Consider the following 12,808-nt stretch of genomic DNA (forward strand, 5'->3'; position numbering starts at 1 on the left):
CCTACCCCTTTAATTCACTGGCACGATTGACATCAAGGCTTCTAAATCGATGATAAAACTGCAACAGTATGGCAAGCCCGATCGCCGCTTCGGCTGCCGCCAGTGTCAAGACAAAAATAAACATAATCTGCCCGTCTGCCTTGCCCCAAATATTACTCCCCACCACAAAGGCAAGGGCGGCGGCGTTCATCATAATCTCTAAACTCATAAGCATAAACAGCACATTTCGTCTTGCCATGACCCCAACCAAGCCAATGACAAAGAGTATCGCCGAGACAATCAAGGCATGATGAGCAGGCACGCCAAGACTGGCAAGCTCTGCCGTTTGGGTTGCCGTTTGTAAAGAACTCATGATTTACCCCCTTGTTGTTGGCTAAATACAGGTGCATCAGGCTGGCGGTTTGGTGCATCATTGTTTGGGTCATCTTGATAATGACTCACGTTTTCATCATCTAGGGCTTTTTTACCCAAATGATACGCCGCCACCAATGCCCCAAGCAATAAAAATCCTGCCACTTCCACAAGCAAGACATATTGGGTAAATAGGCTAATGCCGACATCTTTTACACCAATGGTGTTATCTTGTAACATGGTGCTACCCCCTGCGGTCAAAAACCCAACAAGCACGCCACCGATGATAAGCGTCATACAAAACGGGGTTGCCCACGCATTGGCAGTCAGCCACGTCTTCTCTTCTGTGGTGTCCGTGCCTAAGTTTAACATCATAATGACAAACACAAATAAGACCAAAATCGCCCCAGCATAGACAATCATTTCAAGCACGCCTGCAAATGGAGCTCCGATGATAAAGAAAATCCCCGCCACCGCCAGTAGGCTCACTATCATGGATAAAATGGCATGGACGGGATTGGCGTGCGTAACCACCCTTAGGCTTGCCCAAATCGCCATCAGCGACAAGGCATAAAAGCCCACCGCATCGCCATTTGCCAAAAACGCCTTTAACACATCAATCATGGCAACAAACTCCGTACATTAACAGGCTCTGCTTCACGCTCGTGCGACCCTTTGGGCTTATCGTCTGTTGCCATGCCTGTTACTCGATAATAGTTATATTCTGGGTATTTGCCCACGCCACTAATCAGCAAATGCTCTTTTTCATAGACCAGATTTTGGCGGTTGTATTCACCAAGCTCAAAATCAGGGGTTAGCTGAATGGCGGTAGTCGGACAGGCTTCTTCGCACATACCACAAAACACACAACGGCTAAAATTGATACGAAAAAATTCAGGATACCAACGACCGTCTTCACGCTCCGCCTTTTGTAGGCTAATACAGCCCACAGGACACGCCACCGCACATAGGTTGCACGCCACACAGCGTTCATCGCCGTCAGGGTCTCTTGTCAGTACAATTCGCCCACGAAAACGGGGCGGTACAGGCACAGGCTGTTCGGGGTACAAAATCGTGTCTCGTGGACGCAAGGCATGAGAATTTACCATCCACATAGAGCGTACAATGGTAAAAATGCCCACCGCCGTATTTTTTAAAGTTGCAAACATTTAATTCACCATCAAAATCACAAAAGCAGTCGCCAATAGGTTTAGCAAGGTTACAGGTAAACACACTTTCCAGCCAAAATTCATCACTTGGTCATAACGTGGACGCATGAGCGAGCCACGAGCCAACACAAATAAGGTCATAAAAAACAAGGTCTTAATCAAAAACCAAAACACAGGCGGAACAAAGGGCAAATCTAGGTTAAAAGGAGCAAGCCAACCCCCAAAAAACAAGCAGGTCATCAAGGCACTAATCACCACGACATTGACATACTCGCCAATAAAGAACATACCAAATTTCATGCCTGAGTATTCCACATGATACCCTTCAGCAAGCTCTTGCTCGGCTTCTGGTTGGTCAAAGGGGTGTCTGTGCGTAACCGCCACGCCTGCCACCACAAAGGTCAAAAAGCCCAAAAACTGCGGAATGACGTTCCAGACAGTTGTTTGAGCTTCAACAATCTCACGCAAATTAAACGAGCCTGCCATCGCCACCACACCCATGAGCGACAAGCCCAAAAACACCTCATAGCTAATCGTCTGAGCTGCCGAACGCAGTCCACCTAACAGCGAGAACTTATTGGCACTTGCCCAACCGCCAAACATCACCGCATACACAGCAAGCCCTGCCATGGCAAAAAAGAACAAAATGCCAATGTTCCAATCCGCCGCCCCAAGCGTGGGCGATAGCGGAATAATGGCAAAACTTGCCAAAGCGGTAAACATGGCAATGGCAGGGGCGAGCGTAAACAGGCGTTTGTCGGCAAAATTGGGTGTCCAGTCTTCCTTAAAAAAGATTTTTAGCATATCCGCCACCAGTTGTAGCGACCCTTGCCAACCGACCCTATTTGGACCATAGCGGTCTTGCCACAGGGCAAGCATACGCCGTTCATAGACAATCATGAGTGCTGCCGTGATGACTAGCCCTAAAAAGATAATCAAGGTCTGGGCGGTCATAAAAATAAGCGACCACCACTCAAAGGACAAACCGCCAAGCCATGACGGCACATCAGGAATCACACGAATACTCATTTATGCCCCCACTTGCATTGCTAACGGTGCGTTATTAAACCCAGCTTTTGGTGTAAAGATAGTTTCACGCTTGATATTAGCGAGATTTGCCACACTTTTTTGATATTCAGGCACATAGACAGGCGTGTCGGCTTCCGCCTTTTTGACGGTTGTCGGCACACCGACCATAAACGGCACAAGCCCGTCAGGATAGCCGATACAGCCGTCCGCCACATAGTCCGCCACGTCCACAGGCAGGGTAATCTCTATCCCATGCTGGGCAAGGGTTAGCTTATCGCCTGCCTTGATAATCCAACGCTTGGCATCATCATCGCTGATTGTCCATGTGGCAGGCTTAATTTGGCTTACCACCACAGGGCTACGGCTTGCCATGTGTGAGCTTGCAAATAGATTATGCACAGGCACAACGACCGCACGACCGTCAAAAATGCTCGTGCTTATCATGCTGTCAAGCTCGGCTTTGTCAAATACCGTCTCAACTTTTGGCAAGTCATCAAACAGACGAATGCCGACATCTCCGCCTTTTAGCCGTCCGCCCACTTTGTCTTGGATCTTGTTCCATGCTTGGGGCGAGTTCCAGCCTGCACTCCACGCAAATGGGATAAGGCTTGGGTCAGTCTTATCGCCCACATAGCCTTCCATGGAGAACGTCAAACCACTGTCTAAGTCCTTAGGTTGCATGGGTTCGTGGATAGAAATGGGCGAGCGTAACACCGTCCGCCCCGAATAACGGCGTGGCTCACGGGCGACTTTTAGCCCTGTAATGCGATAGTCCGACTCAGGAGCAACGTCTTTGATTTGGGCAAGGTGTGGATAATCGGTGATAAGCTCATCAATGACATCATCAAGATGATACCAAGTTGGCTCATCATTGCCATTTGTTAAACTGGTGCCAATCAAGGCATTAGCGACAGCGTGTAGCCAACGCCAACTGTCTTTTAGCTCGCTGTTTGGCTCATAGTATTTTTTGTCAAAACTGGCAAAAAACCGCCCTGCTCGCCCTTCGGCAGACACAAGCGTGCCGTCGCTTTCTGCAAATGACGCACCAGATAGCACCATGTCGGCTTTGGTGTGCCAGTCATAAGACTGGTGGTCTAGGACGATAAGCGTTTTTTCGGTCAATTTGTCAAATTGGCTTGGGGCAAGGTTGGCTAAGTCATGTTCTAGCACCACCACCGCCTCAAATTCTTTTGCCAGCACTTCTTCTATCGCCTGTCCGCCAAGCAAGTTTACGCCCACGCTATTCGCCTCTGGCATGGCAACGTACACGCCTGTTTTGTCGGCATATAGAGCATTTATTTTTAATAAACGAGATGACAGCTCTTTTTCAAACTCATTGGGGTCTCGCTCTGTGGTGTGTGTGCCGTCCGTTTTGGCATCTTTATCAGGGTCAATGAATTGACGAGCCACTTCATCACGGATTTTGGCGTTTTGCACTTCCACAAATTCACGCTCCACATGGGCGATTTTGGCACGTTTGGCGGTCAAGGTTTGGGCAATATAGCCTGTCGCTTGTACGATTGCTTTTGATGACAAGCTGGTGCCTGTGATGACAAGTGGACGGTTTGCCATAATCAAATCATAAGCGATATGATGAGCCAAGAACTCCATTGCCATGTTCTCATCTATCGCAAGATTTGGCTCTTGTTCTTTGGCAAAAATGGCGTTCTCGCTTTTGCCAATCTCATCTAGTGTATCAGCATAGCCCTTGATGATGTCGCCCACCATAAAGCCCAATTTGGCGATGTCGTTTGGCGTGGCAACGGCAGACACTTTGGCGATGTCGGACAGCTTGGTATCCACCACGCTCGCCACATAAATGGGACTGTACGCCTCTTGCCCGATACGCTTGACAGGCTCGGCAAGCCAATGCTCGGTTTTTAGGGCAGTTGCCATTTGGCGGGCTTTGTTTTTGGACGCTTGACGCACCGACAAGGCGACACGGCTTGCCGTTTGGGTCAAATCCTCACCCAACACAAACACGCTATCTGCCATCTCAATCTCTGCCAAAGACACATTATGCACATCTTTGTGGCGTAACAGCGCCACGCCCAAATCCACCACGTCTTTGACAACCGCTCGCTCGCCTGTGCTGTAATAATCGCTTCCGACCAGTTTTTTTAGGGCAAAATTACTCTCCAAACTTGCCCGAGCCGAACCAATGCCGATGACGTTTTTGCCTTTTAATAACTCCGCCACGCTATCGACCGCAAGGCTTGCACTGGTTTTGACAAATTGTCCGTTTACATTCTGCACAGGCTGGGTTGGGCGATCGCTACGATTGACATAGCCATAGCCAAAACGCCCACGGTCGCATAAGAAATAGCCGTTTACGTCATGGTTATAGCGGTTTTCAATACGTCTAAGCTCGCCATAACGCTCGCCTGCCGAGATGTTACAACCGCTTGAACAGCCGTGGCAAATGCTTGGGGCGTATTGCATGTCCCATTTACGGTTGTAGCGGTCTGAGTGCGTTTTGTCGGTAAACACCCCTGTGGGGCAAACTTCGGTCAAGTTACCACTAAATTCACTCTGTAACTGTCCGCTCTCTTCACGCCCAAAATAGACACGGTTATTTGACGCATACACCCCAAAATCCGTGCCACCTGCGTAATCCTTATAAAACCGCACACAGCGATAGCAAGCGATACAGCGGTTCATTTCATGATTGATAAACGCTCCTAAGTCTTGGTTGTGGTGCGTGCGTTTGGTAAAGCGGTAACGGCGTTTTCTATGTCCGCTCATGTAGGTCATGTCTTGCAAATGACAATGACCACCCTCCTCACAAGTTGGGCAATCGTGGGGGTGGTTGGTCATCAAGTATTCCACGATGCTTTTGCGAAATGCCTTTGCCTCGGCATCGTCCACCGAAATCCAAGTATCGCTTTTTGGCGTGGGGGCAATCATACAGCTCATGACCAACTTGCCACGCCCTGTCTGATAATCCTCCTCACTCATGTACTGCTTGACCGCACATTGACGGCACGACCCCACCGAACCCAAGGCAGGATGATAACAAAAATACGGCACGTCAATGCCAAGCGACAGACACGCCTGCAATAGGTTGTCCGAGCCGTCCACGTCATAGGTTTTGCCATCTATATGAAGGATTGCCATGTTATGCCCCCACTTTGTTGTCTTGTGGCTCTGATTTGCCCACTTTTGCCTCAAATTCATGACGGAAATAGCGTAACGCACTCATGAGTGGCTCCATCGCCCCTGGGGCATGGGCACAAAAGGTCTTGCCAAGCCATAAATCTCGTGTCAGCTCGGACAATTTGTCAATGTCGTCCGCTTGCCCTTGTCCGTTTTCCATCGCATCAAGGATTTTTACGCCCCACGGCAAGCCATCACGGCAAGGGGTACACCAACCGCACGATTCTCTTTGAAAAAACTGTTGTAAGTTTCTAGACAGGCTTACCATGTCTTGCGTTTCGTCCACGACCATCATAAGACACGTCCCAAGGCGTGAGCCTGCCTTCATAATCGGGTCAAAATCCATGACAAGGTCAAGGTGTTCATCGCTTGCCGTCAAAAAGTCGGTACTCGCTCCGCCAGGTAGCCACGCCTTTAAGGTTAAGCCGTCCTGCATACCGCCAGCAAGCTCAATCAGCTCACGAGCTGTATAGCCAAATGGCACTTCCCACAGCCCTGCGTCCTTGACACGACCGCTACACCCCATAATCTTAGTGCCAGGGGTGGTGGATTTGCCTTTGGCGTTTGGCAAGGATAAATACCACTCCACCCCATTTAACAAAATGGCAGGCATGTTGTTTAAGGTTTCAACGTTATTGACCACCGTTGGGCGACCCCACGCCCCAGAGACTTGGGGAAATGGCGGTTTGGTGCGTGGGTTGGCACGGCGACCCTCCAAACAGTTGATAAGAGCCGTCTCCTCGCCACAGATGTACCGCCCTGCCCCTGTGTGGACATGCAATTCAAAGTTAAAATCCGTCCCCAAAATACCCTCGCCAAGCAAATTATTGGCGATACATTCGTTAATGGCGTTTTGTAAGCGTTCGGCGGCTAGGACATATTCGCCACGAATAAAGATATAGCCCACGCTCGCCCCAATGGCATAGGCGGTAATGAGCATTCCTTCAATCAGCTGAAAAGGCAGTCGCTCCATTAAAAGACGGTCTTTAAACGTCCCCGGTTCCATTTCATCGGCATTACAAATCAGATAACGAACACCGCCGTCAGGCGGCGTCATAAAGGTCCATTTTAACCCTGCGTTAAAGCCTGCACCGCCACGCCCACGCACGTTGGCGGTTTTTATCATCTCGCCTACTTCTCTTGGGTCTTTGGCTAGGGCGTTTTTTAGCCCTTTAAAACCGTCCAAGGCTTTATAATCTGCCAATGTCAGCACTGCATCATGATGATACAGTCGCCATGTCAAGGGGTGAGTAAGCGAAGTCGGTGCTTGACCGTCCGCCAGTCCTACGCCCCAGATTGGCGTTTTTTGGCGATTTAGTTGGCTTGGGGCAAGTCCGTTTTTACGAGCATTGATTTGCTCGGCGACATTTGGTTTATTCATGCGTATTGCTCCAACAATAGACCGACCTCAGACGGCAACACAGGTCCATAAGTATCCTCATCAATCAGCACGCTCGCCCCCTTATCGCAGTTGCCAAGACAGCAAATGGGAAGCAGGGTAAAACGACCGTCTTTTGTGGTTTGCCCATAATCAATGCCAAGCTCACGCTTAAAAGCATCCGCCAATGCCTCATAGCCGTTCAGATAACAAGCGATAGAATCACAAATCAAAATCACATGGCGACCGACTGGCATCCGATAAATGCGGTTAAAAAATGTCGCCACGCCCTCCACGTCCGCCACAGGCATGGACAGCATATGGGCTATGGCAGCCACTTGGGCATCGTCCACCCAGCCGTTACGTTTTTGGACGAGTTTTAGGGCATCAAGCACCGCCGCCCTCGGTTGTGGGTAGTGATGAATGTGATGATGAATGCCGTCAATTTCTTGAGGTGTTAAAATGGCGTGAATGTCCACTTTGGGGGTTTTGTCGGTTACAATTTTCATAAAAGACCTTTTTTATGAACAGCTTGCCGAAGCTGGCTACATCTGCTAGCTAAATTCGTGTATGATAACATAAACTTACACAGTGTTGCGTTCAAATTTTACACAAAGTTACCATGCAAAATTCTGTGTAAGTATTTAGTAAGAATTATTCCTATTTTGCCACCGTCCACCGTGCCATATCCTTTTGCCACCCTAAAAGATTTGGTGCTATTTTCAAATAACTGATAACATTTACCAAAAGATTGTTTGGTGTGATTGGTGATTTGTTTCCAGTCGGCAAAAGACATAATAGCCCCCTTATTAAAATTAGTTTTTGATTAACCACAATATTCAAGTATAATTGCATTACGGTGGTGCTATTATAAAGATTTTTATTTGTTGTACTTACCTTTTTGTCTCAAAAATTAGTACAATTAATCCATTTGGGGGATTGTATGCTAGGTAGTTTATTAACGCTGGCACAACTTCGTGCAGGCGTGCATATAGATTATCGCTTGGGCGGTGAGTGGCAGATAGATCAACAGCCCACAGCAGGGCAAATGATGTTGCATATCGCAACCAAAGGGGTGGTAAAACTTGCTGTAAAAAAACACAACTCACATTTTAAGAGCGGGGGATATTGCCTTGTTTTGTGGGATAACCCACTGCATACAAAATGCCAATGCTGACACACATCGCTTGATTGATGCCACTTGTGCTATCCAAAGTATGTCAGGGGCATTTTTGGTCAATCAAGTTGGCAACCAGACCGATTGCACAATGCTGTGCTTAAATTTTTATACCGACAAACACAGTAGCTTATTGGCAAATCTGCCAGATTTTTTTATTGTAACCTTAAATGAATAAACACTGCATCCGTTGGTAAAGTTAATGAGCGATGAAGCTCAAAACCCCAATCAAATTGGCAATGCGTTTTTGGTGGATAATTTAGCCCAATCAATACTGGTATATGTGTTGCGTGCTTTGCCTAATGAAAAATTAGGTGGTGTATTAAAGACACATCAGCACCCTAGGCTGTCAGAATTGATTACCCAAATTACCAATAAGCCTGACGATGATTTTAGCATACCTGCAATGTGTAAAAAATTGCATTTATCTCGCTCAACACTCATTCGGCTATTTCAAAAGACATTGGGTGTCGCACCGCATACTTTTGTCAAAACGATGCGTCTTGAATATGCCGCAAGGCTTTTGCGTACCAGCCAGCAGTCGGTATTACAAATTGCCATTGAGACAGGGTTTGTCTCACAAACCCATTTTAATCGTGCATTTAAAGCACATTATGGCCTATCTCCAAGCACTTATCGCTAACGCCAATATCAATGCAATAACATCAAAATAACAAAAGCCATTTAAAACAGACAAATGATGCGCCACTAATGTGATGATAATGCCAACTGCACCGCACGCTGTATCACAGGGTCGTTTTTGGCGACATTGACATCGGTGGGGAGCGTAAAGTTTGGTGGATTTGCCACCAGTACATCAGGCTGTGTGCCACGGATAGCATTTATCGTGCCGTCTGGGGCAATCCCAAGCTGTTTGGCATAGCGGATAGCAAAATGGGTGTTGGGCAAAATCGCAATCATTGGGTCAGTGCCTACGCCATCGCCACGAGTGGGCGTCCCCACCAAAGTGGCAAACTGTGTGTATTTTGCAAAAATCGCCAAAGTTTCTGCCGAACTGTACACATCGTTGTCCACCAATAGATAAATTTTACCGCCAAACCCAATGCCGTTTGGATCTATATCCACACGCAAAGGCTGAATTTCTTGATAGGCAAATGTATCCAAAATCTGTGCCAAATCTGCCGACACAGGCAACGCCTTTGCCACCTGCGTGCGGTCAATGTCGGTCATATTGGGGCGGGTGGCTTTGTAGGCGTCCATGTGCGTGCCTTGTTTAAAAAAGCTATACAAATCAAGCGATAAGGGGCGAGCTGTGATGGCAGGCAACAAAAACTGCGTCCAATAGCGAGTATCGCCCCCTGCATTGGTGCGAATATCTATAATCAAAGCAGGGTAATGTTTGATTTTTTGCAAATAACGCATCACAGCGTGGCGTTCGTCCGTATCCAGTAGGCTTACATGGGTCAGCTCACGCACCGACAAATAGCCCACCTGATTGGGTGCAACATCAAACATCTGCACATTTGCAGGCACAGCAATTTGGGCATTAATTTTGGCAATTTTATCACGGCGTGCTTGTTCTTCTTGGGATTTGGTCATACCAATTTCGGTAGCATAGGCTTGTTGCAAGCGTTTATCACGAGTCAAATGGGTATAAATCTGCCAGCGATAATCGTCGTGATTGCTTTGACTATAAATGCCAATGGCGTATTGCACATCGGCTTTGGTCATCATATGGGTGTGTTCGTTGTCCAATTTGTCAAGCACATCGTTTAATAAAAAGAAAAACTCGGTGGGATTTTTTGCCTGCATAATATGGGCTTTGTGCTTGGCATAATCAGCAACAAAATCATAGCCTGTGGCGTTTTTTTGTGCTTGCAATAAGGGATATTCTTGCTTGATTAAATCAAACACATAGTCAAAATCTTCTGCTTTTTGTACATCAAAGGGCTTGGGATTGGGTTTGGGGGCTGAGTCATAAAAAACCCAAGCGGTGAGTGCCAATAATGCAATGATTAGGGGCAAGACAATGGCTTTTTTCATTTTTTTAACCGTTCAATATAAAATACTGGTTTATAACAAATCACGCAGTGAACTTATTACCCCAAAACAGGCAAATGCCAATAACACCACCGCCGATAGTATCATACTTATTTTGATAAAATTATCATTGGCAATTTTGGCAAACAAATAAGCGTATAATAACAACAGGCCATAATCCAATACCACCCAAGTCAAAGTTAATATCACTGCTAAGATAAGCTTATCATAAGCGACTGCAAAAAACAAAATGTCTTTGAATTTTTATTAATAAATCATTGAATTGATTTTTTAATTTTATTTTTGGAAGTACATGATTTTTATTTTGATTTTTAATGCTTGGCAATCACAAAGATAATGACAACGACACAAAATAAAACGATGATTAAATAATGCCACATACCACTCACTTGATACAATAAGCCACTTACCATAATACAAGCGGTAAAAATGCTGATTTTTAAACCTGTTTGGCGATTGTCTTGTAAATGGGTCTTGGTGTTATTTGAGACAGTTTTATTGGCAAGTACAGACATCAAACCAACAACACCAATAATAACAAATAAAATTAAGCCAAATACTGTTTTGCTAAGCCCTCCATTTTCATACAAATACACAAGAGCAAAAAACCAAAAAGCTAATACCGCTAATCAAATTAATCAAAAACCCGCCCATAAACTCCCTTAGGTTTTTAGTGGTGCATAATCATAAAAATCACACACCTTAACTATTACCTATCACAATCCGCCATCACAATATCAATACTTGCCAAATAAATAATGGCATCTGATACCAAAGAGCCGTTAATCACGGAAGGCATTTGTTGCAAATGGGCAAAGGTTGGCGTGCGAATGCGTGTGCGGTAGCTCATCGTGCTATTATCGGACACCACATAATAGCTGTTTAGCCCTTTTACGCCTTCTACCATGCACGCACTCTCCCCTTGTGGCATGACAGGCCCCCACGACACCGAGATAAAGTGGTTGATAAGCGTTTCAATGTCTTGTAAGGTGCGGTCTTTTGGCGGTGGCACGGCAAGCGGGTGTTCGGCTTTATACGCTCCGCTTGGCATATTATTTAGGCATTGCTCAATGATACGCAGTGATTGGCGAATCTCTTCAATTTTGACCAAACATCTGTCATAGGCATCGCCGTTATAAAACACAGGCACTTCAAAGTCAAAATTCTCATAGCCCAAATACGGACGAGCCTTACGCAAATCAAAATCAATGCCCGTGGCACGAAGTCCCGCCCCTGTTACACCCCATGCTAGGGCTTGTTTGGCGTTGTATTGGGCGACATTTTGCGTACGTCCTTTTAGCACGGTGTTGGTCATCGTTGCCTTATAGTATTCATCAAGGCGTTTTGGCATCCAATCCAAAAACTCACGCACCAGTCGCTCCCAACCATTTGGCAAATCGTGAGCCGTACCGCCAATTCTAAACCACGCAGGGTGCATACGATAGCCTGTTACCGCTTCAATGACATCATACGCCTTTTGGCGGTCGGCAAACATATAAAACACAGGGGTCATACCGCCAGCGTCTTGGATAAACGTCCCCCAATAGAGCAAGTTATTGGTAATCCTAAAAAACTCACTCATCATAATGCGAATGGTGTTGGCTCGGTCTGGCACACTGATGCCTGCCAATTTTTCCACCGCCATGATATACGGCAACTCATTCATCACACCGCCCAGATAGTCGATGCGGTCGGTATAAGGAATGAACGAATGCCAAGTTTGGCGTTCTGCCATCTTTTCTGCCCCACGATGATGATAGCCGATGTCAGGAATACAATCCACAATCTCCTCGCCATCGAGCTGTAAGACAAGGCGAAACGCCCCGTGAGCAGACGGGTGGTTTGGACCGATGTTCAAAAACATAAAATCTTCATCTCGCCCTGAGCGTTTCATACCCCATTCTTCTGGCACAAAACGCAAATTTTCTTGCTCAAACTGCTGTTTGGCACTGTTTAAAAAATAAGGCATAAACTCGGTCGCACGGGCGTGGTACTCTTTACGCAGTGGGTGTCCTTCCCAATATTTTGGCAATAAAATACGTGTCAAGTGTGGGTGTCCGTCAAACACCACGCCAAACATATCCCACACCTCCCGCTCGTACCAGTTAGCATTGGGGTAGATTTGGGTTGCAGATGGGATATGCTCGCCCTCGGCTAGGGCAACCTTAATGCGAATGTCGGAGTTTCGCTCCAAACTCATCAGATGGTAAAACACCGTAAAATCAGACTCAGGCTGTCCATAGCGGTGCTTTCGTAGGCGTTCGTCAATGGCGGACAAATCCACGAGCATCACAAAAGGCTTAGGCAATTTACGCAAATATAGCAATAAATCAAGCACTTGGGCTTTGTCCACCCACACAGTCGGAATGCCGTCCGCCGTTTCTTGGGCGGTCAGCCCTGTAAACTTAGCGTTTAATTCGGTTAAAATCTCAAAATCGTGAATTTGGTGAATGCTCATAATACCAACTTTTGTTTGTGTTTGTTAATTTGTTTAACTTAATTTAATTTGGTGCTTGCGGTTTAAAG

At 46.6% G+C, this 12,808-nt stretch carries 13 protein-coding genes; 2 read left to right on the forward strand and 11 right to left on the reverse strand.

Going from position 1 to position 12,808, the window contains the following annotated elements:
* Nucleotide 1 precedes the first annotated feature (1 nt).
* The 8 genes from nuoK to DYD54_RS07245 form a co-directional block, all read right to left on the reverse strand.
* Complete coding sequence (nuoK, locus tag DYD54_RS07210; RefSeq protein ID WP_063514346.1) at nt 2-352, reverse strand: NADH-quinone oxidoreductase subunit NuoK; 351 nt, start codon at nt 350-352, stop codon at nt 2-4.
* Nucleotides 349-975: an NADH-quinone oxidoreductase subunit J gene (gene nuoJ, locus DYD54_RS07215; RefSeq protein ID WP_084260655.1), complete on the reverse strand. Its 627-nt coding sequence runs from the start codon at nt 973-975 to the stop codon at nt 349-351. The genes nuoK and nuoJ overlap by 4 nt, the downstream gene beginning before the upstream one ends.
* The gene (gene nuoI, locus DYD54_RS07220; protein ID WP_029102048.1) at nt 972-1,520 is read right to left on the reverse strand and encodes an NADH-quinone oxidoreductase subunit NuoI; all 549 of its coding nucleotides are present in this window, start codon (nt 1,518-1,520) and stop codon (nt 972-974) included. Before nuoI ends, nuoJ begins: the two co-directional genes overlap by 4 nt.
* Nucleotides 1,521-2,549, reverse strand: a complete 1,029-nt coding sequence (gene nuoH, locus DYD54_RS07225) for an NADH-quinone oxidoreductase subunit NuoH (RefSeq protein WP_062499127.1) — start codon at nt 2,547-2,549, stop codon at nt 1,521-1,523.
* A complete protein-coding gene (nuoG, locus tag DYD54_RS07230) occupies nt 2,550-5,666 on the reverse strand; it encodes an NADH-quinone oxidoreductase subunit NuoG (protein WP_063514347.1) in 3,117 nt (1,038 codons plus the stop codon).
* Between the two features lies 1 nt (nt 5,667).
* Nucleotides 5,668-7,086 (reverse strand): NADH-quinone oxidoreductase subunit NuoF, encoded by a 1,419-nt coding sequence (nuoF, locus tag DYD54_RS07235; protein WP_063514348.1) that lies wholly within the window; start codon nt 7,084-7,086, stop codon nt 5,668-5,670.
* Nucleotides 7,083-7,592, reverse strand: a complete 510-nt coding sequence (nuoE, locus tag DYD54_RS07240; RefSeq protein WP_062499124.1) for an NADH-quinone oxidoreductase subunit NuoE — start codon at nt 7,590-7,592, stop codon at nt 7,083-7,085. Before nuoE ends, nuoF begins: the two co-directional genes overlap by 4 nt.
* A gap of 98 nt (nt 7,593-7,690) precedes the next feature.
* Nucleotides 7,691-7,879 (reverse strand): hypothetical protein, encoded by a 189-nt coding sequence (locus DYD54_RS07245; protein ID WP_063514349.1) that lies wholly within the window; start codon nt 7,877-7,879, stop codon nt 7,691-7,693.
* Nucleotides 7,880-8,026: 147 nt separating this feature from the next.
* On the opposite strand from DYD54_RS07245, the gene DYD54_RS07250 reads away from it, so the two are divergent.
* The gene (locus tag DYD54_RS07250; RefSeq protein WP_063514350.1) at nt 8,027-8,260 is read left to right on the forward strand and encodes a cupin domain-containing protein; all 234 of its coding nucleotides are present in this window, start codon (nt 8,027-8,029) and stop codon (nt 8,258-8,260) included.
* 202 nt (nt 8,261-8,462) lie between these two features.
* Nucleotides 8,463-8,903, forward strand: a complete 441-nt coding sequence (locus DYD54_RS07255) for a helix-turn-helix domain-containing protein (protein WP_063514351.1) — start codon at nt 8,463-8,465, stop codon at nt 8,901-8,903.
* A 65-nt stretch (nt 8,904-8,968) separates the two neighbouring features.
* On the opposite strand, the gene DYD54_RS07260 is transcribed toward DYD54_RS07255, so the two are convergent.
* The 3 genes from DYD54_RS07260 to nuoC form a co-directional block, all read right to left on the reverse strand.
* A complete protein-coding gene (locus DYD54_RS07260) occupies nt 8,969-10,264 on the reverse strand; it encodes a S41 family peptidase (RefSeq protein WP_063514352.1) in 1,296 nt (431 codons plus the stop codon).
* A 329-nt stretch (nt 10,265-10,593) separates the two neighbouring features.
* The gene (locus DYD54_RS07265) at nt 10,594-10,878 is read right to left on the reverse strand and encodes a hypothetical protein (protein ID WP_063514353.1); all 285 of its coding nucleotides are present in this window, start codon (nt 10,876-10,878) and stop codon (nt 10,594-10,596) included.
* Nucleotides 10,879-10,991: 113 nt separating this feature from the next.
* Nucleotides 10,992-12,740 (reverse strand): NADH-quinone oxidoreductase subunit C/D, encoded by a 1,749-nt coding sequence (gene nuoC, locus DYD54_RS07270; protein WP_063514354.1) that lies wholly within the window; start codon nt 12,738-12,740, stop codon nt 10,992-10,994.
* Between the last annotated feature and the right edge of the window lie 68 nt (nt 12,741-12,808).

The organism is Moraxella ovis (assembly GCF_900453105.1).
Taxonomy (GTDB): Bacteria; Pseudomonadota; Gammaproteobacteria; order Pseudomonadales; family Moraxellaceae; genus Moraxella; species Moraxella ovis.

Excerpts from the sequence above, each read along its gene's own strand:
- nuoG (WP_063514347.1), bottom strand. The coding sequence starts at position 5,666 with ATGGCAATCCTTCATATAGATGGCAAAACCTATGACGTGGACGGCTCG.
- nuoC (WP_063514354.1), bottom strand. The coding sequence starts at position 12,740 with ATGAGCATTCACCAAATTCACGATTTTGAGATTTTAACCGAATTAAAC.
- DYD54_RS07250 (WP_063514350.1), top strand. The coding sequence starts at position 8,027 with ATGCTAGGTAGTTTATTAACGCTGGCACAACTTCGTGCAGGCGTGCAT.
- nuoF (WP_063514348.1), bottom strand. The coding sequence starts at position 7,086 with ATGAATAAACCAAATGTCGCCGAGCAAATCAATGCTCGTAAAAACGGA.
- nuoJ (WP_084260655.1), bottom strand. The coding sequence starts at position 975 with ATGATTGATGTGTTAAAGGCGTTTTTGGCAAATGGCGATGCGGTGGGC.
- DYD54_RS07255 (WP_063514351.1), top strand. The coding sequence starts at position 8,463 with ATGAGCGATGAAGCTCAAAACCCCAATCAAATTGGCAATGCGTTTTTG.
- nuoE (WP_062499124.1), bottom strand. The coding sequence starts at position 7,592 with ATGAAAATTGTAACCGACAAAACCCCCAAAGTGGACATTCACGCCATT.
- nuoI (WP_029102048.1), bottom strand. The coding sequence starts at position 1,520 with ATGTTTGCAACTTTAAAAAATACGGCGGTGGGCATTTTTACCATTGTA.
- DYD54_RS07245 (WP_063514349.1), bottom strand. The coding sequence starts at position 7,879 with ATGTCTTTTGCCGACTGGAAACAAATCACCAATCACACCAAACAATCT.
- nuoK (WP_063514346.1), bottom strand. The coding sequence starts at position 352 with ATGAGTTCTTTACAAACGGCAACCCAAACGGCAGAGCTTGCCAGTCTT.
- nuoH (WP_062499127.1), bottom strand. The coding sequence starts at position 2,549 with ATGAGTATTCGTGTGATTCCTGATGTGCCGTCATGGCTTGGCGGTTTG.
- DYD54_RS07260 (WP_063514352.1), bottom strand. The coding sequence starts at position 10,264 with ATGAAAAAAGCCATTGTCTTGCCCCTAATCATTGCATTATTGGCACTC.